General features: G+C 52.6%; 15 protein-coding genes. 4 read left to right on the forward strand and 11 right to left on the reverse strand.

Going from position 1 to position 17,423, the window contains the following annotated elements; all coding sequences use genetic code 11:
* Position 1: 1 nt before the first annotated feature.
* The 7 genes from aroB to pilM all read right to left on the reverse strand — a co-directional run bounded on the left by aroB (position 2) and on the right by pilM (position 6,129).
* Entirely contained in the window at positions 2 to 1,081 is a 1,080-nt protein-coding gene (aroB, locus tag E8E00_RS12395; RefSeq protein ID WP_096630631.1) for a 3-dehydroquinate synthase, read from the reverse strand.
* A 21-nt stretch (positions 1,082 to 1,102) separates the two neighbouring features.
* On the reverse strand, positions 1,103 to 1,621 hold the full coding sequence (gene aroK, locus E8E00_RS12400) for a shikimate kinase AroK (protein WP_069589875.1): 519 nt from the start codon (positions 1,619 to 1,621) through the stop codon (positions 1,103 to 1,105).
* A 145-nt stretch (positions 1,622 to 1,766) separates the two neighbouring features.
* Positions 1,767 to 3,512 (reverse strand): type IV pilus secretin PilQ, encoded by a 1,746-nt coding sequence (locus E8E00_RS12405; protein WP_096631586.1) that lies wholly within the window; start codon positions 3,510 to 3,512, stop codon positions 1,767 to 1,769.
* 16 nt (positions 3,513 to 3,528) lie between these two features.
* Positions 3,529 to 4,041 carry a pilus assembly protein PilP gene (locus tag E8E00_RS12410; RefSeq protein ID WP_069589873.1) on the reverse strand — a complete coding sequence of 171 codons (513 nt, stop codon included), beginning with the start codon at positions 4,039 to 4,041 and terminating at the stop codon, positions 3,529 to 3,531.
* Complete coding sequence (locus tag E8E00_RS12415) at positions 4,038 to 4,649, reverse strand: type 4a pilus biogenesis protein PilO (protein WP_069589871.1); 612 nt, start codon at positions 4,647 to 4,649, stop codon at positions 4,038 to 4,040. Before E8E00_RS12415 ends, E8E00_RS12410 begins: the two co-directional genes overlap by 4 nt.
* Positions 4,646 to 5,224: a PilN domain-containing protein gene (locus E8E00_RS12420; protein ID WP_096630628.1), complete on the reverse strand. Its 579-nt coding sequence runs from the start codon at positions 5,222 to 5,224 to the stop codon at positions 4,646 to 4,648. Before E8E00_RS12420 ends, E8E00_RS12415 begins: the two co-directional genes overlap by 4 nt.
* The gene (pilM, locus tag E8E00_RS12425; RefSeq protein ID WP_096630626.1) at positions 5,215 to 6,129 is read right to left on the reverse strand and encodes a pilus assembly protein PilM; all 915 of its coding nucleotides are present in this window, start codon (positions 6,127 to 6,129) and stop codon (positions 5,215 to 5,217) included. Before pilM ends, E8E00_RS12420 begins: the two co-directional genes overlap by 10 nt.
* Positions 6,130 to 6,272: 143 nt before the next feature.
* Between pilM and E8E00_RS12430 the strand changes: the two genes are divergently transcribed.
* Positions 6,273 to 8,765, forward strand: a complete 2,493-nt coding sequence (locus tag E8E00_RS12430; protein WP_096630624.1) for a penicillin-binding protein 1A — start codon at positions 6,273 to 6,275, stop codon at positions 8,763 to 8,765.
* A 65-nt stretch (positions 8,766 to 8,830) separates the two neighbouring features.
* Here E8E00_RS12430 and oxyR read toward each other — a convergent pair whose 3' ends face one another.
* On the reverse strand, positions 8,831 to 9,763 hold the full coding sequence (gene oxyR / locus E8E00_RS12435) for a DNA-binding transcriptional regulator OxyR (RefSeq protein WP_069589866.1): 933 nt from the start codon (positions 9,761 to 9,763) through the stop codon (positions 8,831 to 8,833).
* A 149-nt stretch (positions 9,764 to 9,912) separates the two neighbouring features.
* Between oxyR and E8E00_RS12440 the strand changes: the two genes are divergently transcribed.
* From E8E00_RS12440 to E8E00_RS12450, 3 genes are all read left to right on the forward strand, one after another.
* Positions 9,913 to 10,644: a glutathione peroxidase gene (locus tag E8E00_RS12440; RefSeq protein WP_096630621.1), complete on the forward strand. Its 732-nt coding sequence runs from the start codon at positions 9,913 to 9,915 to the stop codon at positions 10,642 to 10,644.
* 52 nt (positions 10,645 to 10,696) lie between these two features.
* A complete protein-coding gene (locus E8E00_RS12445) occupies positions 10,697 to 12,148 on the forward strand; it encodes a dihydrolipoyl dehydrogenase (RefSeq protein ID WP_096630619.1) in 1,452 nt (483 codons plus the stop codon).
* A gap of 161 nt (positions 12,149 to 12,309) precedes the next feature.
* Positions 12,310 to 12,582, forward strand: coding sequence for a DUF3624 domain-containing protein (locus E8E00_RS12450; protein ID WP_096630616.1), 273 nt, complete (start codon positions 12,310 to 12,312; stop codon positions 12,580 to 12,582).
* On the opposite strand, the gene E8E00_RS12455 is transcribed toward E8E00_RS12450, so the two are convergent.
* The 3 genes from E8E00_RS12455 to E8E00_RS12465 all read right to left on the reverse strand — a co-directional run bounded on the left by E8E00_RS12455 (position 12,579) and on the right by E8E00_RS12465 (position 17,389).
* Positions 12,579 to 14,048: an alkaline phosphatase gene (locus E8E00_RS12455; protein WP_069589861.1), complete on the reverse strand. Its 1,470-nt coding sequence runs from the start codon at positions 14,046 to 14,048 to the stop codon at positions 12,579 to 12,581. The two genes, E8E00_RS12450 and E8E00_RS12455, sit on opposite strands and share 4 nt — an antisense overlap.
* A 213-nt stretch (positions 14,049 to 14,261) precedes the next feature.
* Positions 14,262 to 16,142 (reverse strand): argininosuccinate lyase, encoded by a 1,881-nt coding sequence (gene argH, locus E8E00_RS12460; protein ID WP_096630614.1) that lies wholly within the window; start codon positions 16,140 to 16,142, stop codon positions 14,262 to 14,264.
* A gap of 35 nt (positions 16,143 to 16,177) precedes the next feature.
* The gene (locus E8E00_RS12465; RefSeq protein ID WP_096630612.1) at positions 16,178 to 17,389 is read right to left on the reverse strand and encodes an argininosuccinate synthase; all 1,212 of its coding nucleotides are present in this window, start codon (positions 17,387 to 17,389) and stop codon (positions 16,178 to 16,180) included.
* Positions 17,390 to 17,423 lie beyond the last annotated feature (34 nt).

Genomic DNA, 17,423 nt, shown 5'->3' on the forward strand with positions numbered 1-17,423 from the left:
GTTAACCGGCATCAATCACATCGGCTAAAAGCTGATGTGGAACATCTGCAACCACTTGCGCTTGGCCGATCGCTGTTGGCAGTACCAAACGCAACTGTCCTGAAAGCACTTTTTTATCACGCATCATGTGCTTAATAAAAGCATCGTAGTTCATCTGGGCAGGGACGTGCACGGGAAGCTGCGCTTTTTCGAGCAAGGCAGTGATGCGGGACACACTTTGTTCGTCCAGCAAACCATGACGCAGTGCCGTGTGGGCAGCAAGCACAGTGCCCGTTGCAACCGCTTCACCATGTAACCAGTTGCCATAGCCCATCTCCGCTTCAATCGCATGACCAAAGGTGTGGCCCAGATTAAGCAGAGCACGTACACCGGCTTCGGTTTCATCTTGCGCGACCACATCAGCCTTGATTTGACAGCAGCGCCGAATCGCATAACTTAACGCGTCGGGTGACAAAGCGGTCAACGCCGCCATTTCGCTATCGAGCCAGTCAAAGAAAGGCGCGTCGGCGATAATGCCGTATTTGATTACCTCAGCCATTCCCGCCGCAAACTCTCGATCTGGGAGGGTGCTGAGTACTTGAGTGTCAATCACCACCGCTTTGGGTTGATAAAACGCACCAATCATATTTTTACCCAAGGGATGATTGATGGCCGTTTTCCCGCCAACCGACGAGTCAACCTGCGCCAATAAGGTGGTAGGAACTTGAATAAAATCTACCCCGCGTTGATAACAAGCGCTGGCAAAGCCAACGATATCACCAATCACACCGCCACCCAGTGCCACCAGCACCACATCGCGATTGTAGTTGTTTTCAAGTAGGAAGGTGTTGATAGTATTGAAGGTTTCTAGCGATTTGTACGCTTCACCGTCGGGTAAGCTAAGGCAGGCGACATCTTGTGCCCCTGCCTGCTTAAGCGTCGAGACCAGCTTCTCGCCATATAATGGCATCACTGTCTCGTTGCTTATCACAGCAACCCGACGCGAACGTACGTTTTCAAACAAGCTGGCATCTGCCAGCAGCCCTTCGCCGATAGAGATAGGGTAGCTACGCGCCCCTAACTGAACATCTATCCGTTCCATGGTCGGGTCCTGTGTCTGGGATTAGTGCTGCTCTAACAACTCGATGATTTGATTCGCGACCACTTTGGCGCTTTGATCATCAGTACGCACCACATAATCAGCAATTTCTTCATAAAGTGGGTTGCGCTCTTGCGCGAGTGATTCCAACACTTCACGGGGTTGATCGGTTTGAAGCAAAGGACGTTTTTTATCGCGTTGTGTACGCGCCAGCTGCTTCTCGATAGTGGTTTCTAAGTACACCACTACACCACGAGCAGAGAGACGGTTACGGCTTTCTTTACTCATGATAGAGCCGCCGCCGGTCGCTAGCACGATACCTTGCTTCTCAGTCAGGTCGTTAATCACGTTCTCTTCACGTTGACGAAAACCTTCTTCTCCCTCAACGTCGAACACCCATGCAATGTCTGCCCCAGTTCGATCTTCAATCACTGAGTCAGAATCATAAAATTCCATGTGAAGTTGTTGAGCGAGATGACGACCAATTGTGCTTTTACCAGCCCCCATAGGGCCTACCAAAAAGATATTTCGTTTTTCAGCCATTTTAAGCAATTTTACGCGCGGTTAAATAAAACAACACCGCCCGCAGGCTTGATGTAGAAAAGCCCGAGGCGCCAATTCCTCACAGATAATTCGTGATCAGACTAAAAATTATCTCAGGACAGTGGCCCCTTTGGCAACACCTAACCTACCCTGTGACGATTTTAGGGGTCACAAAGATCAGAAGCTCGCGTTTTGCATGATCTTTCAGACGGTGTTTGAATAGATTTCCAAACAGCGGAATATCCCCGAGTAATGGCACCTTGGTTTCTTTGTTAATCATGGTGTGTTGGAAGATCCCTCCCAGCACCACCGTTTCACCATTCCTCGCCAATACCTGCGTATTAATGCGCTTGGTACTGATCGACATGGCCTCCCCTTTACCTGCCACCACCGACTTCTCTGGCATATCTTGGGTGACTTTCAAATCCAGCACTAACTCATTCTCTGGGGTAATTTGGGGCGTCACGGTAAGGCTAAGTACTGCTTTTTTAAACGACACCGCCACAGCACCGCTGGAAGAGGCTTCAAGATAAGGTAATTCGGTCCCCTGCTCGATATATGCCGCTTTTTTATTGGTGGTGATTAAGCGCGGGCTCGATACAATTTCTGCTTTGTTTTCACTTTCCAGCGCCGATAACTCGAGATCCAGCAATAAATCACTGCCCAATTTAGCCACTTGCAGTGCCAGACTTGACGCGGCAGGGTTGGAGGCGGCCAAGTTCACATTCAAAAAATTGTCCACCGGCAGAGAATCATTGCCCGATCCGGTCAATGCCTCGTCATCGGAATTGTACATGTTACGGTCCCACATCAGGTTGCTTTCTATCGAAGAGCCGATACTGGTTGAACCGTTGCGATTTAAAATACCCCAGCGCACTCCCAGCTCATCGACAGACCCTTCTTCAACCGTGACAATCCGCGCTTCAATTTCAACTTGCTTCACCGGCACATCCAAGTGGCGGACCAAGGTGCGAATACGGGCTAAGTTCTTTTGATTATCTTTAATGATCAACGCATTGGTGCGCTCATCCAGCGACACCGCCCCGCGAGGAGACAGTAAACTGACCCCTTCGCCTTGACCTTTGAGCAGGGCGGCGATATCACTGGCTTTGGCATAGTTCACCGTGAGTACTTCTGAGGTCAGAGGCAGTAAGGCATCGGCCTGCTGACGCATTTCGAGTGCTTGCTTTTCTTGTGCCATCAGCTCAGCGCTCGGAGCAACGAGCATCACTTGTCCCCGTTGGCGCTTATCCAGTCCCTTCACACGCAAAATCACATCCAATACATCTTGCCAAGGCACACCATCAATGCGCATGGTGATATTGCCTTGTACCGAGTCCGAGGTCACAAGGTTAAAATCATTCTGTTCAGCAATCAGCTGCAACACGGTACGGACCGGAATGTCTTGGAAGTTAATCGAGATCGCCGCCCCTTTTTGCGCTAAGGCCGTCGCAGAAGGCGCTTTTTTTGCCGCAGAGACGCGGATGGTCAACACCTTTCCTTGCTGCTGATAATCAAACTCCACGGCCTGCTCAGCACGCAGTACAATGCGAGCACTCTCAGGGGCCTGAAAGGTCTCAATCTCAGTCACTGGCGTCTGACGGCTGCGAGTATCGAGAACCGCAAGTAATGCCTGTTTTAGCTGTACATTCGGCAAGCGTAGCGTGACTTGCTGAGGGATGGGTTGACGAAAGTCAGCCGTTACCGCGGCATCAGAAAACGTCAGCGAGACCTGAGCATCACCATTATCTAGACGCTTCACTGCGATATCAGTCAGCATACTCTTTGCGGCAACCTGCACTGAACCCAGGCTGAACATCAGTACCAGCAGTATGAGCCAGACTGGGCGAACGCTTTGCGAGAACGTGCGGGAAAGGTAAGGGCGTATCATCATATTGGTATCCTAACTACGGCAAAGTTGATTCCATCGACAAGGTAACAGTGCGAAGCTGCCAACATCCCAAGCCATCCGGCAGGGCTTCTTCAATGGCGATCTGGTGTGCATTCACGTCCACTACACGGCCACGGTTCTCGCCTAAATGCGCACCTTCACTGACTTGAGTGATGGTGCCATCAGGACGTGCAATTAAGGCTTGTTGCTGTGCGCCTTTGGTTAAGCTGCCTTTCATGGCAAGGCTTGCCAGTGGAAATTGCTCAAGTGGCTCTAAAGGCCGTTGTAAATTGGGCTGCCAACAGTCACCCGTTGAAGCCTGTCCACCTGTATTGATGGCTGGCAGCACAAAGGGATCCCGCTGATCAGCGACAAAGGCTATCGATTGGTAACTTGGCGGAGGGGGAATGCGGGTCGCGGTGACTTGCGCACTGGCTTGGGTTTGTTGCATAAAGCGTTCGATATCACTGTGGTATCTATCACAGCCGACCAAACTCAACCCAAATAACAACACCAAAAGACGCTTCACTGTAAGGCCTCCTTGTCGGTGGCAATACGTTCACCGGTATAACGATATGTGGTCGCAGACACAGACAGCAGCAAGGGCGCATGAATGTCATCGGTTTCAGTACGGGTTAAAACAAAATCTTGCAGCGACACCAAGCGCGTCATGGCAGCAATATCCGCGCTGAATGCACCGATAGAGGCATAATCACCGCTCAGAACAACCGTCATCGGAATAGCATCGAGCCAGCTGCCATGCTTTCTTGGTTGCCATTTCAATGTTTTGAAGCGCAACTGATGGCGGATCCCAACTTCATTAACCCCAGCGAGTAATCCCGAAAGCTCTTCTTCTTCCGGCAATTGGGCAATCAAAGTGGCATATTGCTGATTTAACGCGCGCATTTGTGCCTCCACATCGGGCAGAGCCGCCACGCGGTTGGCCAACAATCGATACTCGGCTTTAAGTTGTACTTCGCGCTGTGTCGCTGCCTTCAACGCCTCTTGGTTGGGTAGCCAAATCAGCAAAGCTGCGAGAACGAGTAGCGCGAACGCGCCCACCGCCCAAACGATAGCGCGGGTGGCGAGTGGCGCACTGGGGAGTTTTTGCCAATCCCACTCAGAGGGTGCGATCATGACTGCACTCCTTTGGGCTTCGGTAGCTGCGGTGTGACGTAGTCGGTCAAGCGAAAGCTTAACGTGAAGCGTTTGTTGGCGCGTTGCGATCCGGATTCGGTGATCACAGTGTCAATATCAACCTCGGTGGCTAATGCACTTTGCTCTAACGCTGCCAACAAGCTTGCCATCTCCGCATTAGATGTCACCCAGCCTTCGACCGTGACACGTCCGTGTTGCTGCGCCAAACGACTCAAATACGCCCCTTCAGGCATCACGGTTGGAATGAAATTCAGTAATGCGGTGACATTATTGCGCTGTTGTTGTAATGCGTTGACCAGTTGTAAGCGCGATTGCAGCGCAGCACGCTTTTTATCTTCGCGCTTGAAAGCCTGTAAGGTGGCACGAAAATCGTTCATCCCGGCGGTTAAGCGTTGATTACGTGCCTGTTGCTCAGTCAGCCAGTGCTGCTGGACCGCGTTCACGGCACTAACCACCAGTACCACGCCCAGCACCACCAAACCAGTGTGAACCATCAAGGTGTAACGCTGAGCACGGCGCGCTTTTTCCCGCCAAGGGAGTAGATTTATAAGCATGAATACCCTCCACGCAGCGCTAATCCCAACGCAATACTGGCCTCGTCACTGATGGTGGGGGCAGTTTGGTCCAACATCGCCACTGGATTTAAGCGTGTGATGGCCAGATGCTCAGACGTGAGTGTGGTAGGCCAGACGCCGCTTATCCAAACGGTGCTCAGGGGCAAGAGCCGATTGTGCTCACGCGCACGATGGCAAGCCTGATCAACATGCTGCTGTACTAAGGTGTTCGCGTGCTCTTCGCGGTGTTCGTAGCGCTCTCCTTCCCCCAAACGGCTGCGATGCTGGTAAACCTGACCATCCGGATAAAGACGAATCGCGGTGATCAAGCCACCGTGATAATGCAGCCACAGCGGCCAGTGATTAGCCTGCGCAACAGGCCGAATCGCTTGATAGACCCCGACTAACGCTTGGCTGTTAATGTCCGCCACCGAGGGCGATAAACCGACCCGCTTGAGCGCGTCTAGGGCTGGAGTGAGAGCATGACGCCGACACGCCACGACTTGATAACAGGCTTGTCCCGGCTGAACGGAAATACCGCTCATGACCTCAAAGTCGTAATACAAGGTAGCGGTATCCATGTTGAGGGCAGCACTCAGCTTTTGGCCAATCAAGGCTTCTTGCTCAATCTCATCGTCAATAAGCGGTGCCGTAATTTGCTTGGTGATCACCGCATCTTCATCCACGCCTACCACCACAGGAACGCGCAAGCGCTGATACCAAGGTAAACACGCGAGTAATCGTTTTTTTATCTCGGTCATCGGGGTCAAAAGATCGTCAGTCGCGCGATAGTGCACCTCATGATGCCCTGCGACCTGAATGCCTTGTCGATGTGCACGAACCGCAATGGCGTGAATGGTATCTCGGCCAATATCGATACCTAAAACTGCCGAATTTCGAACCATTTCGTGTTAGGCTCCCAACGTCAGCGTGAGGTCAGCATTTAGAAAACTGCCCTTCACGGCGGGTTATTTTTATTGCTGGTGCCTTTATACTACTGACGTATGGTTATTGAACGGCTCAATTGCAACAGAACGGGAAATCTCAGGTGAAGTTCATAAAGCGTCTGCTTATCTTTGCACTGGTTTGCACAGTGCTGGGAGTCACTACAATTTTCGGTTTTTACCTGTACGTAAAACCCGACCTCCCCGATGTGGCGACACTGAAAGATGTCGAGCTACAAACCCCAATGCAGGTTTACAGTGCTGACGGCAAGCTGATCTCCCAATTTGGTGAGAAGCGACGCATTCCCGTTAAACTGGAAGACATCCCTCCGCAAATGATTGATGCGCTGATCGCCACTGAAGACAGTCGCTTCTATCAACACCCGGGGATCGACCCGATTGGTATCGTTCGCGCCGCCGTGGTAGTAGCCATGTCAGGCAGTGCGAAGCAAGGGGCCAGTACTATCACCCAACAGTTAGCGCGAAATTTCTTCCTTTCCAACGAAAAGCGGATCATGCGCAAGATAAAAGAGATTTTTATCGCCGTGCATATCGAGCAATTGTTGAATAAAGACGAAATCCTTGAGCTGTACTTTAACAAGGTTTTTCTCGGCTACCGCGCCTATGGCGTTGGTGCCGCCGCACAAGTGTACTTTGGTAAGACACTAGACGAGCTGACCTTAAGTGAAATGGCGGTGATTGTCGGCCTCCCTAAAGCGCCATCCACCATGAATCCATTGTACTCCCTGTCTCGTGCTACTGAGCGCCGTAACGTGGTGCTGGCTCGCATGCTCAAAGAAGGCTACATTTCGCAGGCCGAGTATAGCCAAGCGAAAAATGAGCCGATTGTCGCGCGTTATCACGGTGCTGAAATTGAGCTCGATGCGCCTTATGTCGCAGAAATGGCGCGTGCATGGGCGGTAGAACACTTTGGCGACGATGCTTACACATCGGGCATTCGCATATACACCAGTGTGGACTCCGATATGCAACGCGCGGCCAATGATGCAGCGATGGAGAACATCCTTGCTTACGATCGTCGCCACGGCTTCCGCGGTCCAGTCGCGACCTTATGGCAAGCCGCAAGCGACCGTTGGCAACACCAGCGTATTGTCGATTATCTTGCCAAGCAGCCTAGCTATGGCCCTCTTGAACCTGCCATCGTGACCGAAGTGAGTGACCAATCCGCCTTAGTGATTGGTCCTAATGGCCAAGAAATCACACTCGATTGGGCGGGGATGGACTGGGCGCGCCCTTACATTACCGATAATCGTCAAGGCCCCGCGCCCAAACACGCCAGTGATATTTTACAAAGCGGTGAACAGGTGTGGATTCGTCGCGTTGACGATCAATGGCACTTGGCGCAAGTGCCCAACGCCAATACCGCCTTAGTATCCATGTCCCCCACCACAGGGGCGATCAAAGCCTTAGTGGGTGGCTTTAACTTTGTGCATAGCAAATTTAATCGTGCTACCCAATCGGTGCGCCAAGTGGGTTCAAGCATCAAACCCTTTATCTATTCAGCGGCCATCCATGAAGGCATGACCCTTGCCACCTTGATTAATGACGCGCCCATCAACCGCTGGGATCGCAGTCAAGGCGTGGCATGGCGTCCGAAAAACTCGCCGCCACGTTATGAAGGGCCACTGCGTGCTCGCATTGGATTGGCACAATCGAAAAACGTGATGGCTGTGCGTGTCCTCCGTCGTGTTGGCTTGGACGATACCTTAGATTATCTGACTCGCTTTGGCTTTAAACGTGATGATCTCCCTCGCGCCGAAGCCATTGCACTCGGCGCAGGCAGCTTAACGCCGGTTGAAATGGCACAAGGGTTTAGCGTGTTTGCCAATGGTGGTTACTTTATGGAGCCTTTCATCATCGATCGGGTAGAAACGCCCTTCGGTGAGGAAATTTACCGTGCTAACCCATCGGTGATTTGCGATGACTGCGAAAAGCCGATGGAGAAAGCAGACCCCTTCAACGAGCAGAATTTGCTGACCGATAACAGCGAAGAATCGCCACAGCCCGCCAAACAAGTTATTGACGAGCAAAATGCGTTCTTGGTGCGCGAAATGATGCAGAGCAATATTTGGGGCGGCGGCGACTGGCGCTATGGCACCGGTTGGAATGGCACCGGCTGGCGCGCACAAGCGCTGAAACGACGGGATATCGGCGGTAAAACCGGGACCACCAACGACTCTAAAGACACTTGGTACACAGGTTATGGCCCGGGTATCGTCACCACGGTATGGGTGGGCTTTGATGACCACTCACGTGAATTAGGGCGCACAACCCGCAACAGCAACCTGAATGACGAACAGCAACCAATTCGTGGGGCCGAGTCTGGCGCCAAAACCGCTGGGCCCGCATGGATAGACTTTATGCAAAAAGCCCTCGCGGATGTGCCAGAACAAAGCAAAGTGGTGCCACCGGGTATCGTGAAGGTACGCATTGATCGTGAAACCGGTTTGCTCACCCGCAAAACCGACCACACCTCGATGTTCGAGTACTTTATTAAAGGGACAGAGCCAACCGAATACGTCTCATCCCAGCCTAGCGGCACCATTTATGAAACGGAGACCGAATCGCTATTTTAATCGACCGTATCCGTGACAATTGAACTGACCCCCAATGTTGGATATCCAGTATTGGGGGGTTCTTTTTATCCTGCGTTTAATGCGGTAGGCTCAGCACTTAACGGCGTGTCCATGACCGCGACCATATGCTCACGGATCACTTCAGCCAATTGTTCATAGCGCCCTCGCAATGGTGAACCGGGGCGATAATCTAAGGTGATCTGCCGTGTCGGGGTTGGCGACGTGGTGGGAATATAGGCTACGCCATCGCGTCGCTGTGCAGGGACGGATAAGCGAGGGAGTAAGGTGATACCACTGCCCGCCGCGACCATATTGCGGAGTGTTTCTAAACTGGTGGCACGAAAACGCTGATCCTCGCGCGCGCCCACTTTAAAACAAAATCCCATCGCTTGGTCACGTAAGCAATGACCATCGCCCAGCATTAACAAGGTCTCTCCTTGCAGGACATCTAACGCCACCTCAGCACATCCCGCAAGCTTATGCGCCTCACTGACCGCCAATAGCATTGGCTCTTCATACAATGGCAGTTCTTTCAAATGCTGGGTTTCTTCCACAGAAGCCAAAATGATGCAATCGAGTTTGCCTTCTTCCAATTGCTGTACCAACTGCTGGGTCTGACCCTCGTGAATAAACAGCTCTAATTCTGGAAAACGGTCGCGCAACATGGGAATGATCTTCGGCAACAGATAAGGGCCGACGGTCGGGATCAGGCCAATATGTAGGGGCCCCGTCATACTTTCCCCTTGTTCACTGGCCAATTCGGTCAAAATTGTGACTTCTCGCAACACGTTACGTGCCTGCTGTACTAACCTCATACCCGCATCCGTGAACAACACACGACGACTGGTGCGTTCTAACAAACTCACGCCCAGCTCATCTTCCAGCTTACGAATCTGTCCGCTCAAGGTGGGTTGGCTAACAAAACACGCTTCGGCCGCTTTGCGAAAGTGGCGGTGTTCGGCCAGCGCCACCAAGTATTCCAAATCACGAATATTCATTGCTGTCTCTTCTATAGGAGAAAACTATCAAAACCATAGCATCAAGCGATTAGAGCTATCAATCTTCTTTCGCGATACTACATCCATCAAGACACGGCGAGTCAGACACATGCCGTTGACAGTTAACGACCAAATCAAAAGGGGAAACCATGTTTGCATCAAAAGAAGGCCAACCAGTACCACAAGTTACCTTCCGTACTCGCGAAGGCGACCAATGGAAAGACGTTACCACCGATGACATTTTTGCCAATAAAACCGTGATTGTATTCAGCCTGCCGGGTGCGTTTACACCGACCTGTTCATCCTCGCACCTGCCGCGCTATAACGAGCTATATCCGGTGTTCCAACAATACGGCGTTGATGACATTGTCTGTGTGTCCGTCAACGACACCTTTGTGATGAACGCCTGGAAAGCCGACCAAGACGCTGACAACATTCATGTCTTGCCTGACGGCAACGGCGAGTTCACTGATGGTATGGGCATGCTGGTCGACAAAAACGATCTTGGCTTTGGCAAACGCTCATGGCGTTACAGCATGCTGGTGAAAAACGGCGTGGTCGAGAAAATGTTTATCGAACCCAACGAGCCGGGCGACCCGTTCAAAGTATCTGATGCCGACACCATGCTGGGCTACATCGCTCCTGAGCACAAACTGCAAGATTCGATCACCGTGTTTAGTAAGCCGGGCTGTCCATTCTGTGCCAAGGCCAAACAAGCCCTGATCGACGCAGGCCTTCAGTTTGAGGAAATTATTCTTGGCAAAGACGCCACCACGGTTTCTTTGCGTGCAGTGAGCGGTCGCACCACCGTGCCACAAGTATTTATCGGTGGCCGTCATATCGGTGGCAGTGAAGAGCTCGACACCTATCTGAATCAGTAATCCGCTGTTTGGGCGGCCTCCTTGCCGCCCGTTATTTTCCCAGGAGAAAGCAATGAAAACATTAACGGTTGATGTGGCTGTGATCGGTGGCGGAACCGCCGGGCTAGGTGCTTATCGCGCAGCCAAAGCGCATACGGATAACGTGGTGATGATTGAAGGCGGCCCCTATGGCACCACGTGCGCGCGGGTTGGCTGCATGCCTTCCAAACTGTTAATTGCGGCGGCTGAAGCAGCACATCATATCGACAAAGCGCCCGGCTTCGGTGTGTATCCCGGCGGCACCACGGAAATTAATGGCCGTGAGGTGATGGATCGGGTGAAACGCGAGCGTGACCGTTTTGTCGGCTTTGTACTGGAAAGTGTCGATGACATTCCCGCTCAAGACAAAATCGACGGCTATGCGCGCTTTGTAGATGATCACACCTTAATGGTCGACGATCACACCACCATCCATGCTGATCGCATCGTGATCGCCACAGGCTCTCGTCCAAGCTGGCCGTCCGCTTGGGATCACCTTGGCGATCGTTTAGTGGTCAATGATGATATTTTCGAATGGGGCGATCTACCTGACTCGGTTGCGGTATTTGGCCCGGGTGTAATTGGCCTAGAGCTGGGACAAGCGCTGCATCGCCTCGGGGTCGAGATGACCATGTTTGGCGTCGGCGGCCAAGTGGGCCCGCTGACCGATCCGGACATCATGGCGTATGCCAATCGCACCTTCAGTGAGGAGTTTTATCTCGACGCCGATGCCAAGGTGGAAGAGATGGTGCGTGAAGGCGATAAGGTGCAAATCCGTTATCGCGATAAAGAGGGCGAGAGCCAACTGCGCTGGGTCGACTATGTGGTTGCCGCCACCGGTCGTCGCCCCAATGTCGACAAGCTAAACCTTGACGCGACCAGCATCAAAGTGGATGCCCGCGGGGTGCCGGTTGCCGATAGTTACACCCTGCAAACCACGGCACCGCACATTTTTATTGCCGGTGATGCCAGTAACCAAATTCCGTTGCTGCACGAAGCGGCTGACCAAGCGCGCATTGCCGGTGACAACGCAGGCCGCAGTAAAGATATCCGTGCCGGATTGCGCCGCAGCAAACTCTCTGCGGTCTTCTCCGACCCGCAAATTGCGATGGTGGGCGAAAGCTACAAAGCAATTACCGACCGTCTCGGTCCCTGCGGCTGCTTTGAAACCGGCGTGGTGTCGTTTGAAAACCAAGGCCGCTCACGGGTGATGCTGCGCAACAAAGGTTTGTTACACGTGTATGCCGAACAAGGCACTGGCCGCTTTCTTGGCGCTGAAATGATTGGTCCGAACGCTGAGCACTTGGCCCACTTGTTAGCATGGGCACATCAAAATCAAATGACCATTTCGCAAATGTTGGATATGCCCTTCTATCACCCAGTGATTGAAGAAGGGGTACGTACCGCGTTGCGGGATGTGAACGCCAAGCTCAAACTCGGCCCTGAAATGATCAAACACTGTATGGACTGTGGCCCAGGCTGCTAATCCACTGCCCTTTTCGCCGATTTTCGGCGCTTTACAGGCGCTGCCTGTTGCTTCCCCAAGCACTTGCTTACCTTTTTGCCCTCCTGATTGGAGGGCTTTTTTGTATCCGGCGGCCCACTGCGCCACAATAAGCTATCGCTACTACCGACCAAGAGAAACGCATGGCTTGCAAATACTGTCAGTCCGCGATTTGGCAACAAAAACTGGGACGCTGTACCCGTTGTATGAAACAACTGGCCGCCATGTGCGTGCTACTTTGGCCACTCTGGTGGTGGGGCTATTCCGACACGCCACGGCAAGTGGAGTCGATTGCCTTGTTATTCGCCGCCGGTAGTGCCAGTGTGCTACTCACCCTGCATGTGGTGATTTACCCGTTTCGGCGCAATAAAAAACCCGCGCCAGAGCGCGGGTCATCCAGCCATCACGACGATTAATCGGCCAGGTCCGTGGCTTCGTTAATCACATGGAAAATATAGTTTTGCTCCACGGCACCTTGGAATAACCACGCCATCGGCCCACGAGCCATGATGGCCACATCTTCACCGGAGTGGGTTTCCGAGCCGAGCTTAATCAAGGATTGCTGTTTGTAATCCAGCTCACGCACCTGCCCTTCTTGCAAGTTTTCACGCTCACCTTTGACCGCCCCCGGGCCGTTGCCATAGGTGATGGTGGTATAGGTTTTACCAAAATCATCCTGATTCAAGCGCCCTTTTTGACGTGACAAACCGAGAATAGGATTGCCCCGCTCCGCATAGCCGTTCATCACCATAGTGTGGGCATGGTCGGCGGTGACAATAATCAGGGTATCTTCTGGGTTGGTTTTCGCTAAGGCCACTTTAATGGCATCGTCGTAAGCCAACGTATCTTCTAACGCTCGCGCAGCGTTGCCCGCATGGTGAGCATGGTCGATACGTCCAGCTTCCACCATCATCACATAGCCGTCTTTGTTGCGGCTAAGCATATCGATCGCCTTGCTGGTCATGTCCGCCAATGATGGCTCATCTTGGCTTTCACGGCGATCCGCTTCGTATTTCATGTGGCTGCTTTCAAACAAACCAAACACGCGTGAGGTGGTCGCCGGATCGATGGCATCAAAACCGGATTTATCGAAAATGTATTGACCATCAGGGTGACGGGTTTGCCATGCCTCAATCAGGTTGCGTCCATCTTTACGCTTACCCTTTTTGCCCTCAGGATCGACGCTATCGGCAGGAATAAATTCACGCCGTCCGCCACCGAAAGCCACCTGAAATCCCTCACCAGCATCAAAGTCGACAAACTGACTGGCGATATCGGTACAGCCTTGGTTTTTGGCAATGTTGGGTAACTTGCTATCGTTTTCCCAATTGCGATCCGCACTGTGGGCGTAGGTGGTAGCTGGGGTGGCATGGGTCAAACGAGCGGTTGAGATCAAGCCCAGCGCCTTGCCCTTCTCGCCCGCCATTTCAAATAAGGTTTTCGCTTCGTTACCCTTGGCGGTACTGCAAAAACCACGCTGGACATTATCGTCAACACTAATAACCCCGGCTTTGGTTTTCACCCCAGTGACCATCGCGGTGGCGGTCCCAGCCGAGTCAGGCGTTTGCATGTCAGTGTTATAGGTTTTTGCTAATGCAACATGCGGCAGGCTTTCCATGCCAAGGCGGTTTTCCTCACCGGTTTGTCCTTGCTGCTGGCCCTGATAAATCCGCGCCGCTGTGATTGTCCCCACACTCATGCCATCACCGACAAAGAGGATCACGTTTTTGGCTTTGCCCGTAATTGGTGGGTTCGCTTTAGCGGCCGCCAAGGCGGCTTGTGCGTCTTGGTACCATACATCGTTTTGTTGAGGCACTGCCGCCTGTGCAGTTGCTGCTAATAAGGCTGAGGCCACTGCGGCCGTCACGGTTGTTTTCACCACAAAATCTCCATCATCAACGAGAAAACGCGGGCATGATGGTCATTGCGCGTGACGCTTCTGTGACAAACCGTACAATGTAACAGTTTGTAAGCCACTCAATTTGATGAAGTTTTTATGACAGAGGCAGGTGAAAAGGCTGCGGTTTAATCCACTCGCAGCCTTAGGGAGACGCAATAACGACACGGACGCCGTCACGCGATAGACAGTGTCACCCTACTCCAATGCAGAGAAGGTTGAGATTGTCGCCGGCCCAGCAATGTTATAGGTCAGAGCCACTTCGTCACAGGCGTGAAAGCGCGGACAGATTTCACAATCTTTCATCACTTTCTCAGGCAGTTGCGATTTCGACACTGGGGTAAAGTCTAATTGGGTGAAAAACTCGGGCACCCGGGTGAGGACAAAGACTTGCTCGATCGCCATTTGCTTGGCTTTTTCAATCAAGTGCATCATCAATGCGGTACCGTGACCTTGGCGCTGCCAGCCTGCTTCGACCCCTAAGGAGCGAATTTCTGCCAGCCCTGAGTCGTAAATATACAGCGAGCCGCAGCCGGTCAAATCCCCTTGATGCTCAGAGACCGCAAACAGGCCAATATTGCGCACCAATTCATGGCGGTCTCGAGGTAAGTTCTCCCCCAACTTCGCCCAATACACCACCATGCCTTCGATGGTATCGAGGTCGGTGAGCCTTGCCGAGCGCACCGTGACTTTAGGGGTAAAGCGCTTATCTAAACGCTTTTGTGCTTCTTGAATAGCAAAGCTAACCTGCTCGGGCGCGACCCCACCGAGTGCACGACGTTGAGCCAAGCAGGATTCAATCGTGAGCATGGCATACACATCGTCTTCAATGACCGGTGAGAATTGCTGCAAGGTGGCAAGCGGCAGTGCTTCCAATGCACAACCTTGTTCAATGGCAGACACCACCGCCACGCCCACAATATGGTGCGCTTCACGGAACGGGATCCCTTTACTCACCAAGTAATCCGCGAGCTCGGTGGCATTGGCATGCCCTTGCTGCGCCGCCTGCAAGGTTTTGTCTTTGTGGATGGTGATCCCTTCAAAACACAACGCGGCCATATCTAAGCAGTCATGCCACGTGTCCATCGCATCGAAGAGCCCTTCCTTGTCTTCTTGCATATCCTTGTTATAAGCCAGTGGCAAGGCTTTGACCGTCATCATCATCGCCGACAAGGTGCCATACACGCGGCCGGTTTTGCCGCGAATAAGCTCTAGCGCATCGGGGTTTTTCTTTTGTGGCATCAGCGAGGAGCCTGATGTCACCGTATCGGCCAGCTCGATAAACCCAGACTCGCCCGAGTTATAGAAGATCATATCTTCAGCCATCCGTGATAAATGCAGCATCGAAATTGACGCCGCAGACAGCATTTCCATCACATGATCACGGTCCGAGACTGAGTCAAGGCTATTACGGGTGGCCCGCTCGAAGCCCAGTTGTTGTGCCAAGGCATCGCGGTCAATCGGGTACGCGGTACCCGCCAGCGCACCGGAGCCTAACGGGCAGGTATCCAGACGAGTAAGCGCGTCTTGTAAGCGGGTGGTGTCGCGCTCAAACATCTCCAGATAGGCCAAACACCAATGGGCAAAGGTCACTGGCTGAGCACGCTGCAAGTGGGTGTAGCCGGGCAGCACGGTATCATGGTGCTGACTGGCCACATCCACCAGCTGCTGCTGAAGCTTGTCGAGAGACAGCAAGATTTGCTGGCCTTGCTGGCGACACCAGAGTTTGAGATCCGTGGCAACCTGATCGTTGCGTGAGCGTCCGGTGTGAAGCTTTTTGCCCAAATCCCCGACTTTATCGATCAGTTGCTGCTCAACCCAGCTGTGAATATCCTCGGCCTCAGAGCTTAGGATTTGCTTGGGGTTTTCCATCACCGACAACTTGAGTTCATTGAGCGCGAGCTCCAATTGCTGTTGCTCGTCATCACTCAGCACGCCCACTGAACGCAAGGCTTTCGACCAAGCAATGGAGCCCACAATGTCTTGCTCTGCTAGGCGATAGTCAAAGCGCAGTGAATCATTAAACGCTTGAAACCGTTTGTCTGCTGCTTGACTAAAGCGTCCGCCCCATAATGCCATGCTGTCTCTCCTTACTGCTCACGATGCTTTTCTAATTAGGATTGTTTTTGTTTGTTCAGCGCCCGAATCCGGCTCGACAGCGAATACAAACGAATAAAGCCTTCGGCATGGCTGTGATCGTAGACATCGTCATCACCAAAGGTGGCAAAGTCTTCCGAGTACAAACTATTGGTTGAACGCTTTTGGACCACTGTCGCTTGGCCTTTATAGAGTTTGATCACCACCTCACCCGTTACCGGCGCGGCAAGAGAATTGGCCGCGGCAAGAATAGACTGGCAAAGCGGGGTAAACCAACGACCATCATAAATCAGGTGAGACGCTTTTAAACCGAGCTCCTCACGGAACTGATAACTCTCTTTATCCAGCACCAATTGCTCAACACCACGCAGTGCTTCCATAATGATGGTGCCCCCCGGGGTTTCATAGCAGCCGCGGGACTTCATTCCCACCAAACGGTTCTCAACAATATCAATCCGTCCTACCCCGTGGGCGGCACCTTTGTCGTTCAGCAGCGTCAGCACGTCATAAGGCGACATGGACTCACCATCGACTGAGACCACTTCCCCGCTTTGCACCCCTAAGGTAACAAACTCGGGCGTATTGGGTGCCTCTTCCGGCGCCACTGTCCATACCCAGCAATCTTGGTTAGCCGCCGTCCAAGTGTCTTCCAGTACACCGCCTTCGGTTGAGACGTGCCAAGCGTTGGCATCACGTGAATAAATTTTCTCAAGGCTCGCCGTGCAGGGAATATCACGGGCGGCCAAGTAATCGAGCAAGGCTTCACGACTGGTGAGATCCCACTCCCGCCACGGCGCAATCACTTTCAGTTGCGGCGCCAGCGCAGAGAAGGTGCTCTCAAAACGAACCTGATCGTTCCCCTTGCCGGTACAGCCGTGGCAAAGTGCATCCGCTCCAACCTCTAGGGCGCACTCGACCTGCGCTTTGGCAATGATCGGACGCGCCATCGAGGTACCTAGAAGGTATTTGCCCTCATACACCGCACCGGTTTTCAGGCTAGGGTAAATATACTCCGCCACCATTTCGTGTTTCAGATCGGCGATAAAACACTGTGATGCCCCAGAGGCGAGCGCTTTTTGCTCAATACCTTCGAGCTCTTGTTCGCCTTGACCGACGTCGGCAACAAAGGCCACCACCTCACAGTCATAATTTTCTTTTAGCCATGGAATGATGGCCGAGGTATCCAATCCACCCGAATAGGCCAGTACAACTTTATTTACCTTGCTCATCTTGCTCTCCTTAAATCCTGATGTGACGGGTCGA

The sequence above is a fragment of the Salinivibrio sp. YCSC6 genome (assembly GCF_004916735.1).
In the GTDB taxonomy this organism is placed as follows: Bacteria; Pseudomonadota; Gammaproteobacteria; order Enterobacterales; family Vibrionaceae; genus Salinivibrio; species Salinivibrio proteolyticus.